The sequence below is a fragment of the Xanthomonas sp. F14 genome, from assembly GCF_014199865.1.
In genome coordinates this window covers 45,484-70,662 of record NZ_JACHOM010000001.1, presented here as the reverse complement: position 1 = coordinate 70,662, position 25,179 = coordinate 45,484, and the positions used below count along the sequence as shown (strand labels likewise).

21 protein-coding genes and 1 pseudogene are annotated in these 25,179 nt (G+C 67.1%); 8 read left to right on the top strand and 14 right to left on the bottom strand.

Annotated elements, in window-relative coordinates; translation table 11 throughout:
- Positions 1–11: 11 nt before the first annotated feature.
- The 3 genes from GGR73_RS00375 to grxC form a co-directional block, all read right to left on the bottom strand.
- Positions 12–1,019 carry an isocitrate dehydrogenase gene (locus GGR73_RS00375; RefSeq protein WP_005998180.1) on the bottom strand — a complete coding sequence of 336 codons (1,008 nt, stop codon included), beginning with the start codon at positions 1,017–1,019 and terminating at the stop codon, positions 12–14.
- 346 nt (positions 1,020–1,365) lie between these two features.
- Positions 1,366–1,761 carry a carboxymuconolactone decarboxylase family protein gene (locus GGR73_RS00370; RefSeq protein ID WP_046345833.1) on the bottom strand — a complete coding sequence of 132 codons (396 nt, stop codon included), beginning with the start codon at positions 1,759–1,761 and terminating at the stop codon, positions 1,366–1,368.
- Positions 1,758–2,066, bottom strand: coding sequence for a glutaredoxin 3 (gene grxC / locus GGR73_RS00365; RefSeq protein WP_016902239.1), 309 nt, complete (start codon positions 2,064–2,066; stop codon positions 1,758–1,760). Before grxC ends, GGR73_RS00370 begins: the two co-directional genes overlap by 4 nt.
- 148 nt (positions 2,067–2,214) lie before the next feature.
- Here grxC and GGR73_RS00360 point away from each other — a divergent pair, with 148 nt between their 5' ends.
- The 8 genes from GGR73_RS00360 to lpxH all read left to right on the top strand — a co-directional run bounded on the left by GGR73_RS00360 (position 2,215) and on the right by lpxH (position 12,716).
- The gene (locus GGR73_RS00360) at positions 2,215–3,861 is read left to right on the top strand and encodes a tetratricopeptide repeat protein (protein WP_102252690.1); all 1,647 of its coding nucleotides are present in this window, start codon (positions 2,215–2,217) and stop codon (positions 3,859–3,861) included.
- A gap of 174 nt (positions 3,862–4,035) precedes the next feature.
- Positions 4,036–4,725, top strand: coding sequence for a phosphate regulon transcriptional regulator PhoB (phoB, locus tag GGR73_RS00355; RefSeq protein ID WP_002806631.1), 690 nt, complete (start codon positions 4,036–4,038; stop codon positions 4,723–4,725).
- A 77-nt stretch (positions 4,726–4,802) separates the two neighbouring features.
- Positions 4,803–6,131 (top strand): phosphate regulon sensor histidine kinase PhoR, encoded by a 1,329-nt coding sequence (gene phoR, locus GGR73_RS00350; RefSeq protein ID WP_016902237.1) that lies wholly within the window; start codon positions 4,803–4,805, stop codon positions 6,129–6,131.
- Between the two features lie 122 nt (positions 6,132–6,253).
- A complete protein-coding gene (gene ppk1 / locus GGR73_RS00345) occupies positions 6,254–8,356 on the top strand; it encodes a polyphosphate kinase 1 (RefSeq protein ID WP_024938416.1) in 2,103 nt (700 codons plus the stop codon).
- A 63-nt stretch (positions 8,357–8,419) separates the two neighbouring features.
- Positions 8,420–9,940 carry an exopolyphosphatase gene (ppx, locus tag GGR73_RS00340; RefSeq protein WP_024938415.1) on the top strand — a complete coding sequence of 507 codons (1,521 nt, stop codon included), beginning with the start codon at positions 8,420–8,422 and terminating at the stop codon, positions 9,938–9,940.
- A 216-nt stretch (positions 9,941–10,156) separates the two neighbouring features.
- Positions 10,157–11,293, top strand: a complete 1,137-nt coding sequence (locus GGR73_RS00335) for a glycosyltransferase family 4 protein (protein ID WP_184455151.1) — start codon at positions 10,157–10,159, stop codon at positions 11,291–11,293.
- Positions 11,274–11,816 (top strand): phosphatase PAP2 family protein, encoded by a 543-nt coding sequence (locus tag GGR73_RS00330; protein WP_024938413.1) that lies wholly within the window; start codon positions 11,274–11,276, stop codon positions 11,814–11,816. The genes GGR73_RS00335 and GGR73_RS00330 overlap by 20 nt, the downstream gene beginning before the upstream one ends.
- A 156-nt stretch (positions 11,817–11,972) precedes the next feature.
- Positions 11,973–12,716: a UDP-2,3-diacylglucosamine diphosphatase gene (gene lpxH, locus GGR73_RS00325; protein ID WP_016902232.1), complete on the top strand. Its 744-nt coding sequence runs from the start codon at positions 11,973–11,975 to the stop codon at positions 12,714–12,716.
- A 319-nt stretch (positions 12,717–13,035) separates the two neighbouring features.
- Here the strand turns inward: lpxH and GGR73_RS00320 are convergent, their stop codons facing one another.
- The 11 genes and pseudogenes from GGR73_RS00320 to GGR73_RS00270 all read right to left on the bottom strand — a co-directional run bounded on the left by GGR73_RS00320 (position 13,036) and on the right by GGR73_RS00270 (position 25,024).
- Positions 13,036–13,455 (bottom strand): hypothetical protein, encoded by a 420-nt coding sequence (locus GGR73_RS00320; RefSeq protein WP_102255759.1) that lies wholly within the window; start codon positions 13,453–13,455, stop codon positions 13,036–13,038.
- A gap of 135 nt (positions 13,456–13,590) precedes the next feature.
- Positions 13,591–14,844 (bottom strand): zinc-dependent metalloprotease, encoded by a 1,254-nt coding sequence (locus tag GGR73_RS00315; RefSeq protein ID WP_024938410.1) that lies wholly within the window; start codon positions 14,842–14,844, stop codon positions 13,591–13,593.
- Between the two features lie 457 nt (positions 14,845–15,301).
- A complete protein-coding gene (locus GGR73_RS00310; RefSeq protein ID WP_456362898.1) occupies positions 15,302–16,105 on the bottom strand; it encodes a ferritin-like domain-containing protein in 804 nt (267 codons plus the stop codon).
- 265 nt (positions 16,106–16,370) lie between these two features.
- Positions 16,371–17,837 (bottom strand): amidophosphoribosyltransferase, encoded by a 1,467-nt coding sequence (gene purF, locus GGR73_RS00305; RefSeq protein ID WP_016902228.1) that lies wholly within the window; start codon positions 17,835–17,837, stop codon positions 16,371–16,373.
- A gap of 30 nt (positions 17,838–17,867) precedes the next feature.
- On the bottom strand, positions 17,868–18,614 hold the full coding sequence (locus GGR73_RS00300) for a CvpA family protein (RefSeq protein ID WP_016902227.1): 747 nt from the start codon (positions 18,612–18,614) through the stop codon (positions 17,868–17,870).
- A gap of 213 nt (positions 18,615–18,827) precedes the next feature.
- Positions 18,828–19,901: an SPOR domain-containing protein gene (locus tag GGR73_RS00295; RefSeq protein WP_184455148.1), complete on the bottom strand. Its 1,074-nt coding sequence runs from the start codon at positions 19,899–19,901 to the stop codon at positions 18,828–18,830.
- Between the two features lie 59 nt (positions 19,902–19,960).
- Positions 19,961–21,253 carry a bifunctional tetrahydrofolate synthase/dihydrofolate synthase gene (gene folC / locus GGR73_RS00290; RefSeq protein WP_184455146.1) on the bottom strand — a complete coding sequence of 431 codons (1,293 nt, stop codon included), beginning with the start codon at positions 21,251–21,253 and terminating at the stop codon, positions 19,961–19,963.
- Positions 21,254–21,403: 150 nt separating this feature from the next.
- Positions 21,404–21,949, bottom strand: coding sequence for a hypothetical protein (locus GGR73_RS00285; protein ID WP_440585406.1), 546 nt, complete (start codon positions 21,947–21,949; stop codon positions 21,404–21,406).
- A 53-nt stretch (positions 21,950–22,002) separates the two neighbouring features.
- Complete coding sequence (locus tag GGR73_RS00280) at positions 22,003–22,647, bottom strand: histidine phosphatase family protein (RefSeq protein ID WP_016902223.1); 645 nt, start codon at positions 22,645–22,647, stop codon at positions 22,003–22,005.
- Positions 22,648–22,738: 91 nt separating this feature from the next.
- A pseudogene (locus GGR73_RS00275) lies at positions 22,739–22,939 on the bottom strand (S46 family peptidase); the annotation flags it as partial.
- Between the two features lie 3 nt (positions 22,940–22,942).
- Positions 22,943–25,024: a phosphocholine-specific phospholipase C gene (locus GGR73_RS00270; protein WP_184455143.1), complete on the bottom strand. Its 2,082-nt coding sequence runs from the start codon at positions 25,022–25,024 to the stop codon at positions 22,943–22,945.
- Positions 25,025–25,179: the final 155 nt, after the last annotated feature.

Sequence of the window (25,179 nt, the reverse complement as noted above, 5' to 3'; positions counted from 1 at the left end):
CGCCGTGTCGCTCAGAGGCGGCTGGCGATGGCCTTGGCGAAGCCCATGGTGTTGCCGGTGCCGCCCAGGTCGGGGGTCAGCGAATCCTTGGCTTCCAGGGTGGCCACGATCGCTTCGCGCAGGCGCTCGGCGTTCTGCGGCTGACCGATGTGGTCCAGCATCTGCGCGGCACCCAGCAGCAGCGCGCACGGGTTGGCCTTGCCCTGCCCTGCGATGTCCGGCGCCGAGCCATGCACGGCCTCGAAGATCGCCGCGTCCACACCGATGTTGGCGCCCGGGGCCAGGCCCAGGCCGCCGACCAGACCGGCGCACAGGTCGGAGATGATGTCGCCGAACAGGTTGGTGGTCACGATGATGTCGAACTGCTCAGGACGCATCACCAGCTGCATGCAGGTGTTGTCGACGATCATTTCCTGGAATTCGATTTCCGGATACTGCGTGGCCACATCGCGTGCCACCTTCAGGAACAGGCCCGAGGTCGACTTGATGATGTTGGCCTTGTGCACCGCGGTGACCTTCTTGCGGCCGGTGGCGCGCGCCAGGTCGAAGGCGTAGCGCACGATGCGCTCGGAGCCCTTGCGGGTGACGCGGGCGCCGGAGAACGCGGTCTCGCCGTCCTCGGACACGGTCTGGCCTTCGCTCAGGTAGGCGCCTTCGGTGTTCTCACGCACCGTGATCAGGTCCACGCCATCGGCGAAACGCGACTTGGTGTTGGGGAACGACTTGGCCGGACGCACGTTGGCGTACAGGTCGAACTTGCGACGCATGGCAACGTTGATCGAGCTGAAGCCCTCGCCGACCGGGGTGGTCAGCGGGCTTTTCAGGGCCACCTTGTTCTTGGTGATCGAGGCCAGGGTGGACTCGGGCAGCAGATCGCCGTGCTTTTCCAGCGCGACCAGGCCAGCGTCGGCGTACTCGTAGGTCAGGCCAGCCTGCAGCGCGTCGAGCACGAACAGCGTGGCATCCATGATCTCCGGGCCGATACCGTCGCCGCGGATGACCGTGATTGTCTGCGTCATAACGTTGGGTTTCCGAACTTGAAGGGGGGAGCGCCAGCCGCAATACCCGGCAGAGCGGCGCAAGGAGGTTTCACAGGCAATTATGCCCGATGCCGGTGAAGGCGCCCAAACCGACCTTGGTCTAAGAGCCCCCGGATGCGCACGGCAGCCATTCGGTGCAGCGAACGGCCGCGCGTACCACCGCCTGCAGGCACAACTTCAGTGCAGCTGCCTGAAAGCACCTGCCGTCCCAGCCAGCGGCCGGTGCCCAAATCGGACCACCTCAACGCAAAGCCGCCAACAACAGGCGGCACGCGCCCTCGCCCGCCGTTACGAATCCCGAATCACCTCTCCCCCTCCCACCCACTCACCCGTGCGCGTGCTGCTCCGGTGCCGGGGCGCCGCCGTCGAGCTGGTCGAGGAAGTCCACCGCGCGACGCAGATGCGGGATGACGATGGAGCCGCCGACCACCAGGCCGACCGAGAAGGTTTCGAAGAATTCCTCGCGGGTCACGCCGGCCTCCTTGCACTGGGCGACGTGGTAGCTGATGCAGTCGTCGCAGCGCAGCACCATCGAGGCGACCAGGCCGAGCAGTTCCTTGGTCTTCACATCCAGCGCGCCCGCCTGGTAGGTCTGGGTGTCCAGCGCAAAGAACCGGCGCACCACCTGGTTGGGCTCGGCCAGGATGCGCTGGTTCATGCGCTGGCGGAATTCGGTGAACTCGCGCAGCCGGTCGTCGCTGCCGCTGCCGGTCTCGCTCATGCCTGGCCGCCTGTGTTGCCGGCCAGCAAGGGCTCGAGCTTGCCGGCCCGGTGCATCGCCATCATGTCGTCGTAACCGCCCACATGGACGTCGCCGACAAAGATCTGCGGCACGCTGGTGCGCTTGGCCAGCGCAACCATCTTGTTGCGCTCGGCCGGATCCAGGTCGATGCGCACCTCGGTCCAGGTCCGGCCCTTGCTCTTGAGGAAGTTCTTGGCCGCCACGCAGTACGGGCAAATGGCGGAGGAATACAGGGTGATCTGCGGGCCGCTGGCCGCATCCTGCACGTTGGTGTCTTGGCTCACGGGAAACTCCGTGGTTGGTCTGAGGTCTGACAATGGTACCGGGCGACTGGAATTTCCATGTCGTCACCGCAACACTGTGGATTAACCGATGATTCACGCCATCGCGCCGTGCTGCCTGCATGCTCCGCGCACCACCTGGGAGTTCCACTTGCGCCTGCTACCGCTCGCCACCGCCCTCACGCTGGCCGTTGCCATGGGGGTGGCACCCGCGCAGGAAAACCGCCTGCCCGACATCGGCTCGTCTGCCGGCGAGCTGCTGACCCCGGCGCGCCAGGCCGAGTACGGCAAGATGATGCTGGCCGAGTTGCGCAACTACGACTACGTGCTGGACGACCCGCTGATCACCGACTGGCTGCAGACCATGGGCACCCGGCTCGGCGCCAACAGCGACCAGCCGCAGCAGCCGTTTACGTTTTTCATGCTGCGCGACCGCCAGATCAACGCCTTCGCCACGCTGGGCGGCTATATCGCGGTCAATGCCGGGCTGGTGTTGACCGCCGAGCGCGAGGACGAGGTGGCCGCGGTGCTGTCGCACGAAATCGCCCACGTCACCCAGCAGCATGTGCTGCGCGGGGTGGAACGGGCGCAGCGCGACCAGATCCCGATCCTGCTCGGCATGCTGGCGGCGGTGGTCGCCGCGCAACAGGCCGGCGGCAATTCCAAGGGCGATGCCACCATGGCCGGCATCACCAGTGCGATGGGGCTGATGCAGCAGCGCCAGATCGACTACACCCGCTCCAACGAATCCGAGGCCGACCGGCTGGGCATCCGCACGCTGGTGCGCAGCGGCTACGACGTGGATGCGATGGCCGGCTTCTTCGAGCGCATGTCGGTGGCGATGCGCGCCAACGAAGGCGGCTACAGCGCGCCGGACTTTCTGCAGACCCACCCGGTCACGGTCACCCGCATCAGCGAGGCCAAGGCGCGCGCCGAGCAGATGAAGAAGAACACCGTGGTGCTGACCACCTCGGTGCCGGGCGGCACGCGCCAGGAACGGGTGGACCCGGCCGACCCGTCGCTGTCCGAACCGCTGAGCCGCAACGGCAACGCACTGCTGCCGTATGCGCTGCGGCTGCCGGTGGATGCGCTGAGCCGCAGCGGCGACCAGCAGAACTTCGACTGGGCCAAGGAACGCCTGCGCGTGCTCAGCGCCACCACGCCGGATGCGGCCATCCGCGAATACGAGACCCTGCGCCGCAGTGCCAAGCACGGCCTGACCGATGCGCAGCGCTACGGGCTGGCGCTGGCACGCCTGCGCAACAGCGGCGGCCGGCCCAGTGAACCGGTGGCCGAACTGACCAGCCTGCTGGAAACGCACCCCGACAACCTGTGGCTGACGCTGGGGCTGAGCGAGGCGCAGGCGCGGGTGGGCCAGCGCGAGGTGGCCAATGCGCGTTTCGACGCGCTGCTCAAGCAACTGCCGAACAACCGCGCGGTGGCGCTGACCTATGCCGGCGCGCTCAACGAGCAGGCCAGCAAGGAATCCGGCCAGCGCGCGCGTCAGGTGCTGGAGCCGCTCCTGCATCGCAGCAGCGAAGATCCCCTGTTGCAACAGACCTACGCTCGCGCCTGCGAGCTGTCCGGCGACCATCTGCGTGCCAGCGAGGCCTATGCCGAAGCTGCGTACTTGAACGGACGCCCGGAACAGGCGCTGATCCAGTTGGAAGCGCTGAAGAAGAAAGATCTCGACTATGTGACACGGGCGCGGGTGGATGCACGCATCGCGGCGATCACGCCGACCGTGCTGGAGCTGCGCCGGCAAGGCATCCGCGACCCGGATCTGTCGACGCGCTAGCGCATGTGACGGTTGGCGCAGCGGTCATTTAGGTGTGTGCCGAGGGGTTCAGCACCGCGCCTGCCAGTGGCACAGGCCGCTTTGACCACGGCGGCAGCCCTCAGGCATGTCACATTAGAGTCACAAAACCGTAGTCTACTGGCGATCAACCTAAAGCCAGACGGTAAGCCCCGCGTGCAAAAACGCATTCTGATCGTCGACGACGAACCCGCGATTCGCGACATGGTGGCGTTCGCGCTGCGCAAAGGCGAGTTCGAACCCATCCATGCCGGCGATGCCCGCGAGGCGCAGACCGCCATCGCCGACCGCGTGCCGGACCTGATCCTGCTGGACTGGATGCTGCCAGGCACCAGCGGGCTGGATCTGGCACGGCGCTGGCGCAAGGAACAGCTGACCCGCGAGATTCCAATCATCATGCTGACCGCGCGCGGCGAAGAGAACGACCGCGTCGGTGGCCTGGAAGCCGGGGTCGACGATTACGTGGTCAAGCCGTTCTCGGCGCGCGAGTTGCTGGCGCGCATCCGCGCGGTGATGCGCCGCACCCGCGAGGACGACGAGGACGGCAGCGTGGCCGTGGGCCGCCTGCGCATCGACGGCGCCGCGCACCGGGTGTTTGCCGGCGATGCGCCGGTGCCGATCGGCCCGACCGAGTACCGCCTGCTGCACTTTTTCATGACACATCCCGAGCGCGTGTATACCCGCACCCAGCTGCTGGATCATGTCTGGGGCGGCAGCGTGTATGTGGAAGAGCGCACCATCGACGTGCATATCCGCCGCCTGCGCAAGACGCTGGAACCGTTCGGCCTGGAAAACATGGTGCAGACCGTGCGTGGCTCGGGCTACCGTTTCTCTTCGGCAACCTAGTGCTTGCCGCACAGCCGGTCGGCCCTGCCGCTGGGCTGGCTCGCACGCCCACCTGACGCTCCGTGGTAACGCCTTCCATGCCTCAACATATCCGTTCCGCCTGGCTCAAGACGCTCGGCACTCTCGCGCTGTTGCTGGGCGCTGCCGTGCTGGTCGGCGTGCTGATCGAGCATGTGTGGATGGCGTTGACGCTGACCGCGCTGGGGGTGCTGGCCTGGCATTACTGGCGGTTGCGCCAGGTGCTGCAGCGCCTGACCGCGCGCCAGCGCGCCGAGCCCGCCGCCGGGATCGGCGCCTGGAACGAGCTGGATCGCCTGCTCTATCGCAGCCAGGCCGAAATGCGCGGGCGCAAGCGTCGCCTGATCGAGATGCTGCGTACCTACCGCGCCGCCGCGCAGGCACTGCCGGATGCGGTGGTGGTGGTGGATCGCAACAGCCAGCGCGTGCAGTGGTTCAACCGCGCCGCGGGCGGACTGCTGGGGCTGCATCATCCGGGCGACATGGGCGTGTCGGTGGTGGAGCGGTTGCAGCCGTTGCCGCTGGCGCACTGGCTGGCGGCCGGCCGCAATGCCGAGCCCATGCTCGACGCCGCCTCGCCGGTGGATCCGGATCTGCGCCTGAATCTGCGCCTGATCCCCTACTCGGACGATTACTGGCTGCTGGTGGCGCGCGATGTCAGCAAACTGCTGCGACTGGAGCAGGTGCGCCGCGACTTCGTGGCCAACGTCTCGCACGAGCTGCGTACGCCATTGACGGTGGTGCACGGCTATCTGGACATGCTCGACCCGGAAGACTTTCCCGATTCGGGCCCGATGCTGGCCGAGATGCGCAAGCAGTCGCAGCGCATGGCGCAGCTGGTCGAAGACCTGCTGACGCTGTCGCGGCTGGAATCGCAGGAAGAACTCGGCGAGGAACACGTGGCGATGGCGCCGATGCTGTCGACGCTGCGGCGCGAGGCCGAAGCGCACAGCCAGGGCCGCCACACCGTGGAGGTGTTCGACGAGGCCGGCGTGGACCTGCTCGGCTCCAACAAGGAATTGCATAGCGCCTTCTCCAACCTGGTCACCAATGCGGTGCGCTACACGCCCGGCGGCGGCACGGTGACGATCCGCTTCGTGCGCGAAGGCGATGGCGCGGCCCTGGCGGTGCGCGACACCGGCTACGGCATTCCCGCCTCGCATCTGCCGCGCATCACCGAGCGCTTCTATCGCGTCTCCAGCAGCCGCTCGCGCGAGAGCGGCGGCACCGGGCTGGGACTGTCGATCGTCAAGCACATCCTGGGACTGCACCAGGCGCGTCTGGAAATCGAAAGCGAAGTCGGACGCGGGAGCGAATTCTCATGCCATTTTGTCGCTGCGCGCGTCGTGCAGCGCGATCAGTCCCTGCCACTGTCACGTTCGGCGTGATATGTAAGAGGTGCGCGCCGCACCGCGGTGCGATGCACGCGCGCACGACGCGCTGCATCGCCTGCGCTGCCTCTGGCGCGCTGCCACGCCGCACACCATCTCCGTCTTGATGACCGATTCCAATGGGCCACGCCAAAGAACTGCACGACGTCACACCTTCCGAGGACATCGCCACCGATCCGTTGCGCGATCCGGCGCTGTACATCAACCGGGAACTGTCGCAGCTGGACTTCAATTTCCGGGTGCTGGCACAGGCGTTGGACGAGCAGGTGCCATTGCTGGAACGGCTGCGGTTCCTGTGCATTTCCTGCACCAACCTGGATGAATTCTTCGAGATCCGCGCCGCCACCGTGCGGCATGCGCAGGAGTTCGGCCTGCCGCCGGCGCCGGATGGCCTGAGCCCGACCGCCATCCTCAACGCGGTGCACGACCGCGCCGCCAAGCTGGTCGAACAGCAGTACCACGCGTGGAATGAAGTGCTGCGCCCGGCGATGGAAGATGCCGGCGTGGCCGTGCTCAGCCGCACGGCCTGGACCTCGCGTCAGAAGCGCTGGCTGCGGGCGTACTTCCGCAACGAGATCATGCCGGTGCTGTCGCCGCTGGGGCTGGACCCGGCGCATCCGTTTCCGAAGATCCTCAACAAGACCTTGAACATCGTGGTGGTGCTGGAGGGCCAGGACGCATTCGGGCGCGCCGGTCATCTGGCCATCGTGCGTGCGCCGCGCTCGTTGCCGCGCATCATCCAGCTGCCGGCGAGCCTGTCGCCGGAGGGCGCGCAGAGCTTCGTGTTCCTGTCCTCGGTGCTGTCCGAGTTCGTCGACGAGCTGTTCCCCGGCATGCAGGTCAAGGGCTCGTATCAGTTCCGCGTCACCCGCAACTCCGAGCTGGTGGTGGACGAGGAAGAGGTCGAGAACCTGGCGCTGGCCTTGCGCGACGAGCTGGTCACCCGCGGCTATCGCCCGGCGGTGCGCCTGGAGATCGCGCACGACTGCCCGGCGCCGATCATGCGCACCCTGCTGCAGAACTTCGGCCTGAACGAAAACGCGGTGTACCGCATCGTCGGGCCGGTCAACCTGAGCCGCGTCACCCAGGTCTACGATCTGGTGCAGCGCCCCGAACTGAAGTATCCGTTGTTCAATCCGCGCACCCTGCGCGACAACGACGGCATCTTCGAGATCGTCAGCAAGGGCGATGTGCTGCTGCATCACCCCTTCGATGCGTTCACCGCGGTGCTGGACGTGATCCGCCAGGCCGCGGTCGACCCGAACGTGCTGGCGATCAAGCAGACGCTGTACCGCACCGGCAAGGACTCGCTGATCGTCGATGCGCTGATCCTGGCCGCGCGCAACGGCAAGGACGTCACCGTGGTGGTGGAGCTGCGCGCGCGTTTCGACGAAGAGGCCAACCTGGGCCTGGCCGACAAGCTGCAGGAAGCCGGCGTGCAGGTGGTGTACGGCGTGGTCGGCTTCAAGACGCACGCCAAGATGCTGCTGATCGTGCGCCGCGAGGGACGCAAGCTCAAACGCTATGTGCATCTGGGCACCGGCAATTACCACAGCGGCACCGCGCGCCTGTACACCGACATCAGCCTGATCACTGCGGATGTGGAAATCGGCAACGATGTGCACATGCTGTTCCAGCAGTTGTCCGGGCTGGCCCCGCGCATGAAGCTGGAGCAGTTGCTGCAGTCGCCCTTCACCCTGCACGCCGGCGTGTTGAAGCGGATCGAGCGCGAAACGCGGCTGGCCCGCAACGGCCGCCCGGGCCGCATCATCGCCAAAATGAATGCCCTCAACGAGCCGCAGGTCGTGCGTGCGCTGTATACCGCCTCGCAAGCCGGTGTGCAGATCGACCTGATCGTGCGCGGCGCCTGCACGCTGCGCCCGGGCGTTCCCGGCGTGTCCGACAATATCCGCGTGCGCTCTATCGTGGGGCGTTTTCTGGAACATAGCCGCGTGTACTGGTTCGGCAACGATGGCGCGGCAGAGTTGTATTGCGCCAGCGCCGATTGGCTGGAGCGCAACCTGCTGCGGCGCGTGGAGACCTGCTTCCCGATCCTGGACCCGGATCTGGCCAAGCGCGTCTACCGCGAAGTGCTGCAGAACTACCTGGACGACAACGTCAACGCCTGGGAGCTGGATGCCGACGGCGTCTATCACAAACGCCTACCAGGCCCTGGCGAGCCGGCCCATTCGGCGCAGATGACCTTGCTCGAGCGGATCTGAAAGCGGCGCGGGCGTGGCCCCTCACGGGGCCAACGGCCCATCGGCTACCATGCGCCCATGCCAATGCCCTCCCCCACGATCCCGCCCCTGCGCGATGGCGATTTCCTCGCCGCCATCGACTTAGGATCCAACAGCTTCCACATGGTCATTGCGCGCTACCTGATGGGTCAGCTGCGCGTGGTCGATCGTCTGCGCGAAACCGTGCGCATGGCCGACGGCCTGGATGGCAAGGGTGGCCTCTCCAACGAAGCGCGCCAGCGCGCGCTCGAATGCCTGGCGCGCTTCGGCCAGCGCATCCGGGAAGTGCCGTCGTTGCGCGTACGCGCGCTGGCCACCAACACGGTGCGTCAGCTGCGCTCGCCGCAGGCGTTCCTGATGCCGGCCGAAACCGCGCTCGGGCATGCGATCGAAGTGGTCAGCGGACGCGAGGAAGCGCGCCTGATCTATCTCGGCGTTGCGCATGCGCAACCGCCCAAGCCCGATCAACGCCGGCTGGTGATCGACATCGGCGGCGGCTCGACCGAGTTCATCATCGGCCGCGGATTCCAGACCCTGGAACGCGAGTCCCTGCAGGCCGGCTGCATCGCCAGCACGCGCCGCTTCTTTCCCGGCGGCAAGCTGTCGAAGAAGAAATGGAAGGATGCGCTGACCGAGATCGGCACCGAATTCCAGCAGTTCGCCAATCAGTACAAGGCGCTGGGCTGGCACGAGGCGATCGGCTCGTCCGGCACACACAAGGCCATCGGCGAGATCTGTGCGGCGATGAAGCTCACCAAGGGCGCAATCACCGCCGAGGCGCTGCCGGCGCTGCGCGATGAACTGCTCAAGGCCAAGCGCATCGAGGACATCCAGTTGCCCGGCCTGGCCGCCGAACGCCGGCCGATCATCGCTGGCGGCATCCTGGTGCTGGAAGCGGCGTTCCAGGCCCTGGGGCTGGAGAAGCTGATGGTCAGCAAGGCGGCGATGCGCGAAGGCATTCTCTACGACATGCTCGGCCGCGGTGGCGAGAACGACCCGCGCGACAGCTCGGTGGCCTCGCTGGTGCAGCGCTACGGCATCGACGAAGTGCAGGCGCAGCGCGTGGAAGCCACTGCCTGCCGCCTGTTCGACCAGGTCTGCGAATCCTGGCAGCTGGATGGCGACGACGCGCAGGTGTTGCGCCGCGCTGCGCGCCTGCACGAGCTGGGCCTGATCATCGCGCACAGCCAGTATCACGTGCACGGCAGCTACATCCTGGAGCACTCGGACATCGCCGGTTTCTCGCGCCAGGAGCAGCAGGTGCTGGCATCGCTGGTGCGCACGCACCGGCGCAACGTGCCCAAGACCGCGTTCGATGCGCTGCCGGACCGCCTGCTGCTGCCGACCCGGCGCAAGGCCGCGCTGCTGCGGCTGGCGGTGCTGCTGCATCGCGCCCACGAATCGGACCCGATTCCGACCCTGGAACTCACCGCCGACGACACCCGCCTGTCGTTGATCCTGTCGCAAAGCTGGATCGACTCGCGCCCGCTGCTGCGCGCCGACCTGATCGGCGAAGTCGAGAGCATGGCCGGGCTGGGGATCGCGTTCAAACCGTTTGTGACCTGAGGCCTGCGGCCTCAGGCGGGATTTGGGATTCGGGATTCGGGATTCGTTGACCGCGGCACGTGATGTATTGCGTACTCGCCCAGATGCGCGAAGACCGCTTTTGCGAATCTCCAATCCCGAATTCCTAATCCCGTCGCACTTGTCACCGCCGCGACTTATCCGCGCAACATCCATGCCATCGCCCTCCCGGAAGCTAGCGAAAACCGGAGAACGGGCATGCGCTACGCGATCGTTACCGAAACCTATCCCCCCGAAGTCAACGGTGTTGCGCTGACCGTGCACGGGCTGGAAACCGGCCTGCGCGCACGCGGACACCAGGTGGACGTGGTGCGTCCACGGCAGAGCGGCGATACCGATGCGGCCACCGCCCTGCTGGTGCGCGGCGCGGCGCTGCCGCGCTACCCGGGACTGAAATTCGGATTGCCGGCAACCCAACGCCTCGTTCGTCATTGGCAAATCACGCAACCGGATGCGGTCTATGTGGCCACGGAAGGCCCCCTGGGCTGGTCGGCGATGCGTGCCGCACGCCGGCTCGGCATTCCGGTCGCCACCGGCTTCCATACCCGCTTTGACGAGTACCTGCCCGACTACGGTGCCGCCTGGCTGCAGGGCACTGCGCTGCGCTGGATGCGCCGCTTCCACAATCAGGCCGAGGCCACCCTGGTACCCACGCGCGAGCTGCAGCAGTTCCTGCGCGACGGCGGCTTCGAGCGCGTGCAGTTGCTGGCACGCGCGGTGGACAGCCAGCAGTTCGATCCGGCCCGGCGCGATCCGGCCCTGCGTGCCGAATGGGGCATCGAGGGCGAAGGCTTCGCCGCGATCTATGTCGGACGCATCGCCAACGAAAAGAATCTGCCGCTGGCGATTCGCGCCTTCCGCAAGCTGCAGCAGATCCGCCCGAAGGCGCGCTTCGTCTGGGTGGGCGATGGCCCGGCACGCGAAAAAATCGCGCACGAGAATCCGGACTTCATCTTCTGCGGCATCCAGCGCGGCGAGGCGCTGGCGCGCCACTTCGCCAGCGGCGATCTGTTCCTGTTCCCCAGCCGCAGCGAGACCTTCGGCAACGTGACCCTGGAGGCGATGGCCAGTGGTGTGGCCACCGTGGCCTTCGATTACGGCGCCGCACGCGAGTATCTGCGCAGCGGGCACAGCGGTGCGGCAGTGGAGAACGACGAGGCGTTCATCCAGGCGGCCGTCGCACTCACCGACGACGATGCGATGCGCCAGCGCCTGGGTGCGGCGGCCGCGCAGGCGATGAAGAAACTGCATCCGGACAACGTGGTCTCCGACTTCGAGGCCTTGCTGATGGGCATCACTGCGGCACGGGGGCGTTATGTCGGCAACGCGGCTTGAACTTCTGCGCGGTCACGAAGCGCGCTGGTGCCGGCGCGCCAACCACTGGTGCCGGCGCCACCCGGTGCGGCGCGCATTCGCCACCATCAGCCGGCTCGGCGATGGGGTGTTCTGGTACAGCCTGATGGGCTTGCTGGTGCTGCTCGACGGCATGGACGGCGTGCGCGCATCTGCGCACATGGCCGCCACCGGCGTGCTCGCGCTGACCTTGTACAAATCACTCAAGCGCTGGACGCGTCGGCCACGCCCGTACGCGGCCGACGTGCGCATCCGCGCCTGGGTGGCGCCGCTGGACGAGTTCAGTTTTCCGTCCGGCCACACCTTGCATGCGGTGTCCTTCAGCATCGTGGCACTGGCCTACTACCCGTGGCTGGCGCCCCTGCTGGTGCCGTTCTCGGCCGGCGTGGCGCTATCGCGCGTGGTGCTGGGCCTGCACTATCCCAGCGATGTCCTCGCTGCCACTGCGATCGGCGTGCTGCTGGCCAGCCTGTCGCTGTGGGGATTGCCGGTGTTGTTGGGGTAAGGAGCAAGCCCTGTCATCGCTGCGTTGGCCCGACCAGGCCAGCGATCCTCTCGTTGCCGCAGCCGGCCATTCACCCGGCACTCGCTCCGCGATGCAGCGCTCCACCGATTCCCCATTCCCGATTCCCGTCCCGCGCTCCCGCCGTACAATGGCGCGATGACGACCCTGTTCATTTCCGACCTGCATCTGGATCCGGCCCGGCCGGCGATCACCGAGCTGTTTCTGGACTTCCTGCGCACGCAGGTGCCCGGTAGCGACGCGCTCTACATCCTTGGCGATCTGTTCGAAGCCTGGATCGGCGATGACACGCCATCGACCGCTGCCGATGCGGTGGCCGTGGCGCTGCATGCGGTGGCCGATAGCGGCGTGCCGGTGTTCTTCATGCCGGGCAACCGCGACTTCCTGGTCGGCGAGGCGTATGCGCAACGCGCGGGCTTCCGCATCCTGCCCGACCCCACCGTGGTCGATCTGTACGGGCATCCGACCTTGCTGATGCATGGCGATCTGCTGTGCACCGACGACACCGCCTACCAGGCGTTCCGTGCGCAAACGCGCGATCCGGTCTTTCAGGCGCAGTTCCTGGCGCAGCCGCTGGCCGCGCGGGTGGCCTTCGCGCAGCAGGCGCGCGCTGCCAGCCAGGCGCGTCATGCAGAACTCAAGCAGGGCGACCAATCGCGCTTCGAGACCGTCACCGATGTCACCCCGGCCGAGGTGGAGGCCACCTTCGTGCGGTATGGCCTGGATCGCCTGATCCATGGTCACACCCATCGCCCTGCAATCCACACCCTGCAGGCCGGCGGCCAGACCTGCACACGCATCGTGCTGGGCGACTGGTACGAACAAGGCTCGGTGTTGCATGTGGATGCCGACGGCGTGTCGCTGGAGCAGTTGCCGCTTTAACGTGGCTGTCAGCAGCTAGCGAGCGGCCAGCTCGGCGCAGGCCGCTCGCCTGGCACCCGTTTGCAAGCGACAGACCGCGATGGGCACATGGAGGTGAGCGCCGTGATTTCGAGATCATGCCTGCGCGCCCTCGGTGTGCTGTTCACCCGTGCTGGAATGCAGCTTGACGCGTTGTCGGCACGCCTGATCGCGCCAGCCTGCTAGTCAACCACCGGTCCAGTCCCATCGATGGAAGGGTGACGAAACGGCTCGACTATGACCGTCCCGAAAGGCGACGGGGATGTACGCAACCGCACGGTCCCTGCAGTCTCCAGACGCATCACTGCATGCTGCGCGCATGTTCGGCGTAGTCGACAAAGTCGCCATTGACTATGTCGTACCAGAGCACCGTACCATCGGCCTGCACGCGGAAACGATCGCGCACCGGGTTGGTCTGCGGATCGCCGGGGCACTCGTTGCCATGCCGCTCGCGCACTGCGAAGTCGAACGCATCCGCTGCGGGCTCAGCGTCGTCTTCGTCGACGATGCTGATGCAGTTGTCCGGATAGAAATGGTCGTTCTGCAAGCGGGTTTCCAGCACATCCAGCGCGCGGGCGCGGGCATCGTTGGCGGTCGTGGCTGCAGGCGCGGACACCGCCGGTTTGGGTGGCGCAGGGGCCGGGTCGGCAGGTTGCTGTTTGCAGCCGGCAACTGCCAGCGCGACCAGGCACAGCGCCGCATAACGCAGGGACTTGGACATGGGTGCTCCGCTCCGCAGGACACGCCGGCAGCTGCCGGCAGTGCCTCTAGTCTGCGCGATCGCTGCGCCTGCGTGTAGCGGCAAAGGCCCGGCACCTGCGTGCCGGGCCCGACGACGGAACGATCGGCTTGGTCCTCAGCGGAAGCCGGCGATGGTGGCCTTGGTGTTGACCAGCACGCGCTGATTGTCGGCGGTGCTGGCGTTGCCCATGGGCACGCCGTTATAGCTGATGTTGGGGTTGGACCAGTAGTTCAAGCGCGGGCAGCTGCTGCTGCAGTCGTAGGCCATGATGGTGCGCCAGCTGTTGCCGTAGCGATAACCGTGCCCGTACGCATACGGCGAGGTGCTCGGGTCGTTGGTGGCGTCGTGACGGGCGCTCTGCAGATGGCCGATTTCATGCGCGAAGCTGTAATAGCCGGTGGCGCAATCCCAGTACACCGAGGCAAACGCGGTCGCTGCGGTTGAGCCGATGCCCGATGCCAGGCCGCAGTAACTGCTGTTGTTCAATACGATCACGCCCACATCGGCGGTGTAGGTGTTGCGGCTGGTGTGGATGCTGTCCATGTAACCGTCGTTGGTTACGCGGAAGCGTTGCAGGTCGGTGGTGAAATTGCCGGTTTCGCTATAGCTGGTGGTCTCGTAACGTGCCAGCTGCAAGGTGATGCCGACATTGCTGTTGATGTAGCCCTGGTTGGCCTCGGCCACTGCCAGTTGCACCAGCGACTGCATGTTGCCGCCGTAGGCGGCCACCGCCTGATTGGTGGCCACTACCAGCACGCGGATGGTCGCCGGGCTGCCCGACGATGCGGCGGCCGCGGTGACGCGCCCGTCGCTGGGCATGTCGATCTTCGGCAGCAGGCTGTATTCGGCAGGGTGTTCCTGCGGCAGGCGGCTTTCTTCCACCTGCACCAGCACGTGGCGGCCATCGGCGAGCGGCCGCAGCCGATACAGCTTGCCGGCGTAGCGGATGGTGCCGGTGACGGTATCGCCGCTGCGTACCAGGATGGCCGAGTTCAGCGGATCCACACCCGACAGCGTGCGGGCACGGGTGCCGGCGCGCGGGCCGAGATTGCCGTACCACACGCTATCGCCGCCTTCCAGCGCATCGACCTTGGCCTGGGTGGCGGTGACGGTCTGGCCATCCAGCTGCAGTTCCAGCAGCTTTTCCGAGGCGGTGACGGCACCGGCGTCAAGCTGGACCACCTGCGCGTTGGCGGTGGACGGTGCGCTGAGCAGGCGCTGCAACGAGGGTTCGGCAGTGGCGGTGGCGCTTGCGCTGCGGCTCAGCGCAGGGCCGGATTGATACAGCGGCTTGCCGGCAGCGGCGGCCGAACCGGCCAGACACATGGCGATCAGACCCACCGTGGTGCACATCGACTTCGACTTCATCGTCTCTCTCTCCTTAGACATGGAAGTAACGGATGTGAAACACCGGGCCCCTGCCCCCGGGACGCCATTAAGGCGCGTCGGTCCGTGCCGATTGCAAGTTGTTACAAAAGAAAATTACGTTTTTGTGATGTCTGCCGTTGAATGGATGCGATTCCGGCAGCTGTGCGGGAGGACGCAGCGCACAGTCCGGTGATCGAACGCGCGTTACCGCGCAGATGGCCTGTCGCGTTTGGCGGTAGCTAGGCGCGGGGCACGATGTCATGACGAAGGGATGCGATGCGCATCGCCCCAGTGCGCTGCGATCGTTCTGCCGCGCAATGCGCTCGGTACTTCATGAGCGAGGCTGCAAACGCGCATCACCCAGCGTGGCATCGGTACTGGCCGATTCAATCTGCTCCGCAAACAGTGATCGATAGATCGCGCACTGCAGCCCGCCCACACATTCACCACCGGCGGCTCAGCCGGCCTGCTCCACCAGATCGGCCAGTTCGTCCTCATCGAAGCCGGCAAGCAGCCGTGCCTGCAGATTGAACGGGCCATGCAGGTAACCACCGGCGTACTCGTGCAGCAGCGCCTTGAAGCGCGCGCGCGGCTCGATGCCGGCCTGCGCGCAATACCAGCGGTACCAGCGCGAGCCGGCCGCCACATGCGCCACCTCTTCGCGCAGGATGGTGTCCAGCACCTCGGCAGTGGCGGTATCGCCGAGCGAGCGCAGCTTGACGATCATCGCCGGTGTCACATCCAGCCCGCGCGCTTCCAGCACGCGCGGCACCAGCGCCATGCGTGCCAGGCCGTCATGTGCGGTTTTCTCGCACATTTCCCACAGGCCGTTGTGCGCGGCGAAGTCGCCGTAGTCGTGGTCGTGGTCGTGCAATCGCGCGCGCAGCAGCATGAAGTGGCGCGATTCGTCGTCGGCCACGCCAACCCAGTCGGCATAGAACGCCGCCGGCAACCCACGGAAGCGATACACCGCATCCCAGGCCAGGTCGATGGCGTTGAGCTCGATATGCGCGATGGCGTGGATAAAGGCGACGCGGCCTTCCGGGTTGCCCAGCCCGCGCCGCGGCACCTCGCGCGGGTGCACCAGCACCGGCCTTGCAGGTCGGCCAGGCATGCGGATCGGCTCCGGAGGCGCCGCCTGCGGCGTTGGCAACGGCAACTCACCGGCACGGAACGCGGCCGCATGTCGCTGCGTCAACGCGACCTTCTCCAGCGGATCGGCCGCTTGCAGGCAGGCGTATGCGGCTTGCAGAAGATCCATCGTGTCCATCACTCCATCGTTGCGGTAGCCGCCAGATCGACAACTGGCGCTTCGATCTGCAGCGGCGAGCGAGACCCCCACGCAGCCGTCGTAGGTGCGGTCTGCGAACAACCAGCGGCTGGCGCCACTATCGAACCAGCGCAGCGCACCGATTTGTCGATCGGCAGCAATCAAATCGCGCGATCGCCACGCAGGTACTCCTGCGTGGCATAGCGGCTCTAGGCCACGTCTGGGTAGCGCCGAGCTGCAGCGCTACCGCACAGCCTCACGCGCGGCGACGCTTCTTGGCATCGTCCGAGCGCAATTGCTGGATGCGTTCGAAATAGCCCGGTTCGATGCCGGTGATGTACTCGCCGTTGAAGCACGAGGAATCGAACTGCTGGATGTCCGGGTTGCCCTCGCGCACGGCCACTTCCAGGTCTTCCAGATCCTGGTAGATCAGCCAGTCGCAGCCCAAAAATTCCTGGATTTCCAGCTCGCTGCGGCCATGCGCGATGAGTTCTTCGGCCGCCGGCATGTCGATGCCGTAGATATTGGGGTAACGCACCGGCGGCGCGGCCGAGGCCAGATACACCTTGCGCGCACCGGCATCGCGCGCCATCTGCACGATCTGCCGGCTGGTGGTGCCGCGCACGATCGAATCGTCGACCAGCAGCACCACGCGGTTACGGAACTCCAGGTGGATCGGATTGAGCTTGCGCCGCACCGATTTCTGCCGCTCGCCCTGCCCCGGCATGATGAAGGTCCGGCCCACGTAGCGATTCTTGACGAAGCCCTCGCGGTACTTCACCCCGAGTACGTTGGACATCTCCAGCGCCACATCGCGCGAGGTGTCCGGGATCGGGATGATGGTGTCGATATCGTGGTCCGGGCGCAGCCGCAGGATCTTCTCGCCCAGCTTCAGGCCCATGCGCATGCGCGCCTTGTGCACCGAGATGTTGTCGATCATCGAGTCGGGACGCGCGAAGTACACGTACTCGAAGATGCACGGCGCGTTGACGGTTGGCGCGGCGCAGACTTCCGAAAACAGCTCGCCGCGCGCGGTGATCACCATCGCCTCGCCGGGACGCACGTCGCGCACGCGCTGGTAGCCGAGGATGTCCAGCGCGGCCGATTCGGAGGAGACGATGTATTCGGTGCCTTCGGCATGCTCGCGCTTGCCCAGCACCAGCGGACGGATGCCATGCGGGTCGCGGAAGGCCACCAGGCCCAGGCCCAGCACCACGCTGACCACCGCATAGCCGCCCTTGCAACGGCGGTGCACGCCGGCCACCGCGCGGATCGCCGCCTCGGGGGTGAGCATGCGCTGCGCGTCCAGCTCGTAGGCGAACACGTTCAGCAGCACTTCGCTGTCCGAATCGGTGTTGATGTTGCGGCGGTCGGCTTCGAACACCTGCTGGCGCAAGGCCTCGGTGTTGATCAGGTTGCCGTTGTGCGCCAGTGCGATGCCGTAGGGCGAGTTGACGTAGAACGGCTGCGCCTCGTCCATGCCTTCCGAGCCTGCGGTCGGGTAGCGGCAATGCGCGATGCCGACCCGGCCTTCCAGCACTGCCATCTTCTTTTCGTCGAAGACGTCGCGTACAAGCCCGTTGGCCTTTTGCACACGCAGGCGCGTGCCGTCTGCGGTGGCGATGCCTGCGGCGTCCTGCCCACGATGCTGCAGGACGGTCAGGCCGTCATAGAGCTGCCCGGCGACGTTCTGGTTGCCGACAATACCGACGATGCCACACATGGTGCGCGTTCTCCGCTACGGCTTGCGCCGTTACTGTGAAGGGGGCCGTGCCTGGCCTTGGGACTCGACCCGAGCCGGGTCGCTTTCTCCGCCGCGAACCTGCGCCGGATCGATATTGGCCGGCATCGCCTGCGCCGGATCGCGTCCGTCGCTGGCAGCTTTGCCGGGTTGCCCGAGCGCACGCGTGATGGTGTCGCTCAGACCGGACCCGGACAGCGCCTTGCCCAGGTCCGTATTATCGCCTGCCGAGGGCAACTTCCCCAACTCCGTTGGCAAGTTGCCGAGTTCCATTGATGGCATGTCCATCGACGGCATCCGCCAGGCCGGCAGTTGCGCCCGCATCCAGCTCGCGCCCGGCGACAGCATCGGCATCAGCATCGACTGGCGCCAGGACGGCTCGCGCGGCAGCGGCGTGAAGCTCATCAGCAGCACCAGCACGCTGGCCAGAAAACCGCCGCGCACCAGACCCAGGCCGAACCCGAGCATGCGGTCCATCCCGCCCAGGCGCACCGCATCCACCCCGGCACGGATCACCATGCCGATCACCGCCACGGTGATCAGCACGCCGACGAACACCATCGCGTAGCCGCCGAACGATTCGGTGGCCGATGGATGCTTGCCGTCGGCGATCCAGCGCGCGGCCGGGCCGCCGAACTGGAATGTCGCCCAGCCGGCCAGCAACCACGACAGCGTGCCGACCACGATCGCGACAAATCCGCGCAGCAGGCCCAACAGGGCCGACACCAGGATGATGACGCCCAGCACCATGTCGATCATTGCCCACTTCTCCGCGCGGCGCGTGCGCCGCTGGTCCAACCTGGCTCGGTGTTCATTGCGCTCCCCTCCATGGGTGTGAGGCGATCAGGAAATCCGCTCGCCGCTGGCGATACCACGCAAGCGGCGAGCAGTCGGGCCGCACTGCGCGTAGCGAACCAACCGTCATGCCGATCTCCGGCATGTACCGCGCCCGCCGGTTGGCGGCGCAGTCGTTTACGGATGCGGACGCACCATGCCGGAAATGCCGACCTTGGCCGCCACCTGCGCACGCAACTGTTCGGCATCGCCACGGTTGGCCACCGGGCCGACCCGAACGCGGTTGAGCGCGCCCTTGTCGGTCCGCACCTGTTCGACGAAGGCACTGAAACCGGCGGCGCGCACGCGGTCGCGCAAGGCGTCGGCGTCTTCGGCCCGCCCGAAGGCGCCCAGCTGCACCGCAAAGCCGATCGAACTGGCCGCAGGCGCTGCCGGCGCGGCGGGCGCCGCGACGACCGGCTTGGTCGGCTCGGGCTTGGCCGGCTCCGTTTTCGCCACCTCCGGCTTGGCCGGAGCGGGCTTGGGCGCTTCGGCCGGCTTGGGCGCGGCGGCCACCGGCTTGGCCGGCTCCGGCGGCAGGCTTTCGGTCTTGGTGGGTGCGGCGGTGCTGGCGGCGGCCACGCTGCTGCTGGGTTTTGCGGCCGGGGCCGGCGCCGGCGTCGGTGTACTGGCTGCAGGCGCTGGCGCGGCGGCATTGGCATCCAGCGTCACCACCTGGGCGTTGACGTCGCTGCGCACCTTCACTGCCTGCAGGCGCGCCGATTCGGCCTGCGCCTGGTCGACATACGGCCCCACGCGCACGCGCCAGGCCGGCCGGCCGTTGATCTGGGTCTTTTCGCTGAAGCCGGGCAGCTGCGCCTGCTTGAGCCGCGCCAGCACCGCGTCGGCATCGGCGCTGGTGGCGTAGGCGCCGAAGTTGACCGCATAGTTGCCGGCCGCCACCTCAGGCGCCGACGGCGCGCTGGACGGGTTGGCCAGATCGGCCGCATCCGGGTTGTCCTGCACCGCAGCCGGCGCCGAGCCGGCGCCGCGCATGCCCAGCGCGCCACCGGCCGGCGCATCGCCCGGGGTGACTAGCGGCAATTCGCGGGTTTCGAACTCGCCATTGGCCGGTGCGGCAGGCGCCTCCAGCGGCACATCGGCCACGCCGCTCGACGGCGCAGGGCCCTTGACCAGCATCGGCAGGAAGATCACGGCAAGCGCCACCAGAACGATGGCGCCAATCAGTCGCTGTTTCAGAGCAGTATCCACGTAGAGAGACGAGAGGCGGCGTGGCGGGGTGCCGCGGCGATTATAAGGCCGCAGCCGGGCTACCGACCCGGGTGGACTGAACGAAGTGCGCTTAGGGCGTCGGCAACGGTATGAAACGAGCCGAACACCAGCACCCGATCGCCCGGTGAGGCCTGCGCCAGCACCGCGCGCAGTGCGCCCGCCACATCGCCGTGGCAGGCCGCCTGCGCTGCGGCACTGCCCTGCAGACGGGCCTGCAAGGCCTGCGCCGACTGCCCCCGCGCACCGTCCAGCCCGGCCAGGACCCAATGGTCGACCTGCGCGCCCACCGCCTCCACCACGCCCAGCACGTCCTTGTCCGCCAATGCGGCGTAGATCGCATGGGTACTGCCGGTGTGCGCCTGCGCGCCCAGCGCATCGGCCAGCGCGCGCGCGGCCTGCGGGTTATGGCCGACATCCAGCAGCACCTGCACGCCATCGATGTCGCTGCGCTGCAGGCGCCCGGCCACCCGTGCATTGGCAATGCCCTGCGCCCAGGCGGCATCGGGCAGTTCCACCGGCAAGGCCTGCAACGCGGCGATCGCCGCGGCGGCGTTGGCCAGTTGCACCGGCGCCTGCAAGGCCGGCATCGGCAGCTCCAGGGTCACCGCGACATCGCGCCAGCGCCACTGCGGCGCGTCGGAGTGCTGCGCCTCGATCGGCTCGAAGAAATAATCGCTGCCGGCGCGGATCGCATTGGCGCCCAACTGGTAGGCCCGCCGTAACACGCTCGACGGCGGGTCGATTTCGCCCAGCACCACCGGCTTCCAGGCGCGGATGATGCCGGCCTTCTCGGTGCCGATCGCCTCGCGGTCTTCGCCCAGCCAATCGGTGTGATCGATATCCACGGTGGTGATCACCGCCACATCCGAATCAATGATGTTGACCGCGTCCAGGCGCCCGCCCAGGCCGATTTCCAGCACCGCCAGGTCCAGCCCGGAGCGCTGCAGCAGCCACAGCGCCGCCAGCGTGCCGTATTCGAAATACGTCAGCGCGGTCTGGCCACGTGCCGCTTCGACGGCGGCAAAGGCGTCCACCAGTTGCGCGTCGCCGGCCTCGTTGCCGTCGATGCGCACTCGCTCGTTGTAGCGCAGCAGATGCGGCGAGGTGTAGCAGCCCACCTTCCAGCCGGCGGCCTGCGCGATCGCCTCGATAAAGGCCACGGTGGAGCCTTTGCCATTGGTGCCGCCTACGACAATGACATGCCTGGCTGGCGCTTCAATCTGCAACCGCGCAGCGACCTCGCGCACGCGCTCCAGGCCCATGGCGATGTTCTGCGGATGCTGCTGCTCGATGTAGGCGAGCCAGTCGGAGAGGGAGTCGGTTGCGTTCACGGTCAGGGCTGCGCGAGAAGAAGCGCATTATCGCCGTTTGCCGGCGCGCAGCGCATATCACCAGGCACGCCGGCAGATCGCGCACCGTCGCATGGGCCGACAGGGTGCGCGCGCCTCAGCCAGCAACTGGAGGAGCGCTGTCGCCCGCAGTCAGGGGACATCGGAAATGGACGCAATGCGCATGCCCAACACGGAGCGTTGACCGCGCAACAGCACCGAGACGCGCTGCTCGGGATGACGCCGATATTGCGCTTCGTCGATGCACAGATGGCCCGGAAAACGATGCGCGAGCGGCCCGCCACTCAACCGGTATTTGCACGCTCGCGCGCCGGGCATGGCGGCGGTCTGCATCACATGCGTCTCTTCGAAATCGACGCCGGCGATGCGGGTGTAGACCCAGGGCCCACCTCTGGCCAGCACCAGCCAGCACAGCAATCCCAAGAGCGGCGGCGCCAGGCAGAGCGCCAGCACGGTGTTGAAAAGCTGCTTGCCAACGACCGCCTTCCACCCGCCGATGCGATAGGCCGGCGCGACGATCGATACCGTCAGACCGCTTCCCAGCAGCACCATCGGCGCTATCCAGGCCCGACCGGACAGGAAAGGCGCGGGAATGAAGTCGGAGAACGCTCCCAGCGCCAACAGGCCGGACACGCTGCCAAAAACAGCGTAGCGAAGCGCCCTGGGCCACCTGGCAATTGTGCCGATATCACAGGCCACGGTCTCATCCAGCGTCCGTGCCGGGCGTTGTCTTACAGCGCCCGATGCTTGGCTTCACCAAAAAACGGCGTGTGGTGCGCGCAGTCGTTGAGCCGCACCACTTCCAGGTGATCCACGTCCTCGCCTTCGAGCAGGTTGAGCGTGGTCGGTGCCTGGCGAAAGGTCCACAGCCGGGACAGCGGCAGGCCCAGGATCTTGCACAGGATCACGCGGTTGACCGCATCGTGCGCGACCACCAGCAAGGTATCGGCCGCGCCCAGGCCTTCGGCCGCGCGCGCCAGGCCGCGCCAGCTGCGGTCCAGCACCTGCCGCAGGGACTCGCCGCCGGGCATCAGCACGGTATCGGGCTCGTCGCGCCAGGCGCGCAGACGTGCCGGATCCTTGTCGTTGATCTCGCTGGCCAGCAGGCCTTCCCATTCGCCGTGGGCGATTTCCTGCAGGTCTGCATCGGTCTGCAGCAGGCTTTCGCGGTTGCTGCCCAGCGCCAGCCTGGCGGTGGCCTGCGCACGCGACAGCGGCGATGCCACCGCGCGGGTGATCTCCAACGATTGCAGACGCGCGCCGAGGGCGGCGGCCTGGCCTTCGCCGACCGGCGACAGCGGGATATCGATCTGGCCCTGGTAACGGCCTTCGGCGTTCCACGGCGTCTCGCCGTGACGGGCAAGCAGGATGCGCATGCGCGAGGGATTCCTTGGGGAAGGGGCCGGCTCGCCGCAGCGAAACGGGAGCGCATGATAACCCCTCCCGCTGCGGCGCCGGCCGCCCGCGTCAGCACACGCCGAATTCCGGCAACAGCTGCGATGCCGGGCGACTCCGGCATGACCCAGCGCAAATACCGGCTATCCACGGCGACCGTGCGGGTCATCGCCGGATCGAAGAGCCCGTTGCAGCCCACCGACGCTCGGTTGCCGTCGAGGCCAGAACAACCCGCCTCCCCTGCGCGTCCATCACCGGTGCGCCCCCGGCGCCGGCTCAGGCGCGCCCGAATGCCGGATCGCTGCGGCTGGGCCTGCCGGTTTCCAGATGCCCTGCCAGGCGGCGGCGGAATGCCGCGCCCGGCTGTTCCAGCACCAGGTCGTACCAGTGATCGCTGGCAGCAAGCGCCAGACGCACGGTCTGGCGCTGACCTGCAGCCAGGTGCAGCGAGCGCGCGGTCGGGTCTGCGTAGTCCAGCGCGCGCAGTTGCAGCGTGCACGGCTGCTGCCCGGCATTGCCGATGTCCAGCACCAGCGCCTCGCCGTCCTGCCGCGCCTCCAACCATGGCGCAGCCGACTGCGTCCCGGCCGCAGCGAGGTCGCCGGCGAATTCGCGCAAGAAGCCATTGGGTCCATGCACGCTCAGCGCATAGCCGCCGTTGTGCGCAGCGCCGACCGGCACATCGTCGAGGCGGGTGCCGGGCAATACGGTGTAGTACCACGGGCCCCCACTCGCAGCGCTGGTGTAGACGTTGAACGCGGCTGCCGCAGCGCCGCTGTTGACGAACTGCAGCTGCACGCCGCCGTCGCCCTGCTCGCGCGCATGCACCTGCAAGGCATACGGCAACGCGCGCGCCGGACGTTGTCCCGGCTCCTGCCGCGGCATGCTGGCCTTGGCCGGCGGCACCGGTAGCGGCTTGTTGCGCACCGCGGCGGTGCGCGCGCGGTAGTCGTCGACCGACGGCAATGCGCGCAGTGCCGAGTCGTCCGGCTTGCGGAAATCGAACACGCTGGTCAGATCGCCGCTCACCGCGCGACGCCACGGGCTGATGTTCGGCTCGGCCACACCGAAGCGGCGTTCCAGCAAGCGCAGCACCGAGGTGTGATCGAACACCTGCGAATTGACCCAGCCGCCACGCGTCCAGGGCGAGATCACCAGCATCGGCACGCGGATGCCCAGCCCCATCGGCACACCTTCGTAGACCTCCCCGCGCGTATCGACATTGCTGCGCCCCATGCGCGCATCCAGTGCCGGCAGCGCTGCGGGAACGTGATCGAAGAAGCCATCGTTCTCGTCGTAGTTGATGATCAGCGCAGTCTTCGCCCACACCTGCGGATTGGCGGTGAGCGCATCGATCAGGCGCGCCACCAGCGATTCGCCATAGGCCGGCGGCGCTTCCGGATGCTCGCAGTACGCGGTGGGCGGCACGATCCAGGACACCTGCGGCAAGCGATCGGCCTGCACGTCGGCGGCGATTGCAGCGATCAGATGATCGGCCTGCGTGGTGGCGGCATTGTCTGCAGTGGACCCGGGCACGCAGGCACGTGCACGTCGATAGCGTTCGTCGCTCGGGTGCAGATCGCGGTAGTGCGAAAAATACGCCAGCGAGTTGCAGCCGAAGTTGTCGTACTCCTGGTATACGCGCCAGTCCACGCCTGCGGCCTGCAGGCGCTGCGCATAGGTGGTCCAGTCCATCGCCGCATAACCGGGCTTGTCACGCACCATGTCGGCGGTCCAGTTGCCATCGTCGGCATTGGTCACCGCCTGCGCGCCGAGATTGCCCACGCTCGGGCCGCTGGTGCCGGTGAACAGATACATGCGATTGGGATTGGTCGGCCCGTGCAATGAACAGAAATAGCCATCGCAAATGGTGAACGCATCGGCCAGTGCGTGGTAGTACGGGATGTCGTGACGCTGGAAATATCCCATCGTCAATTCGCCCTTGTACGGCACCCAGGCGTCGTACTCGGCCCAGCGCGCCGGGTCCTGCCCGTGACCGGCTTTCCACGAATGATCCAGGCTCTTGATCAACGGCGCACAGGTGTCTTGCGAATCGAAGGCGAACGGCAGCAGGCGACGACCATCGGCGGCCGGCTGGCTCCATACCGGGTGACCGTCGCGCAGCTGCAACGGGCGCGGATCGCCGAAGCCGCGCACGCCGCGCAGCGCACCGAAGTAATGATCGAAGGAGCGGTTTTCCTGCATCAGGATCACCACGTGTTCGATGTCGCGCAGCGTGCCGGTGCGCGAGTTGGCCGGCAACGCGAGTGCGCGGCCGATCGAGGACGGCATGGCGCCGGCGGCGGTCAGCGCGGCGACGCGCTTGAGGAAATCGCGGCGCGAGGGGGAGGACGTCATGGCTACGGAACCTGCAGGAAATACGCGTACGTCGCCGCGCAGTGCGGCTGGGTACGACACGTATAGCGGGCAAGCACGACAGTTTTGCGACAGCCACCGTCATCAATGTTTCATACGTCGTTGACACCCTGCGTCGCGAAACGCCGGTCCTGCAC

Bases quoted from the DNA above. Each gene is read 5' to 3' on its own strand.
- GGR73_RS00375 (WP_005998180.1), bottom strand. From the start codon at position 1,019: ATGACGCAGACAATCACGGTCATCCGCGGCGACGGTATCGGCCCGGAG.
- GGR73_RS00370 (WP_046345833.1), bottom strand. From the start codon at position 1,761: ATGAGCGAGACCGGCAGCGGCAGCGACGACCGGCTGCGCGAGTTCACC.
- phoR (WP_016902237.1), top strand. From the start codon at position 4,803: ATGCCTCAACATATCCGTTCCGCCTGGCTCAAGACGCTCGGCACTCTC.
- ppk1 (WP_024938416.1), top strand. From the start codon at position 6,254: ATGGGCCACGCCAAAGAACTGCACGACGTCACACCTTCCGAGGACATC.
- ppx (WP_024938415.1), top strand. From the start codon at position 8,420: ATGCCCTCCCCCACGATCCCGCCCCTGCGCGATGGCGATTTCCTCGCC.
- GGR73_RS00335 (WP_184455151.1), top strand. From the start codon at position 10,157: ATGCGCTACGCGATCGTTACCGAAACCTATCCCCCCGAAGTCAACGGT.
- GGR73_RS00330 (WP_024938413.1), top strand. From the start codon at position 11,274: ATGTCGGCAACGCGGCTTGAACTTCTGCGCGGTCACGAAGCGCGCTGG.
- lpxH (WP_016902232.1), top strand. From the start codon at position 11,973: ATGACGACCCTGTTCATTTCCGACCTGCATCTGGATCCGGCCCGGCCG.
- GGR73_RS00320 (WP_102255759.1), bottom strand. From the start codon at position 13,455: ATGTCCAAGTCCCTGCGTTATGCGGCGCTGTGCCTGGTCGCGCTGGCA.
- GGR73_RS00315 (WP_024938410.1), bottom strand. From the start codon at position 14,844: ATGAAGTCGAAGTCGATGTGCACCACGGTGGGTCTGATCGCCATGTGT.
- GGR73_RS00310 (WP_456362898.1), bottom strand. From the start codon at position 16,105: ATGGATCTTCTGCAAGCCGCATACGCCTGCCTGCAAGCGGCCGATCCG.
- purF (WP_016902228.1), bottom strand. From the start codon at position 17,837: ATGTGTGGCATCGTCGGTATTGTCGGCAACCAGAACGTCGCCGGGCAG.
- GGR73_RS00300 (WP_016902227.1), bottom strand. From the start codon at position 18,614: ATGATCGACATGGTGCTGGGCGTCATCATCCTGGTGTCGGCCCTGTTG.
- GGR73_RS00280 (WP_016902223.1), bottom strand. From the start codon at position 22,647: ATGCGCATCCTGCTTGCCCGTCACGGCGAGACGCCGTGGAACGCCGAA.
- GGR73_RS00270 (WP_184455143.1), bottom strand. From the start codon at position 25,024: ATGACGTCCTCCCCCTCGCGCCGCGATTTCCTCAAGCGCGTCGCCGCG.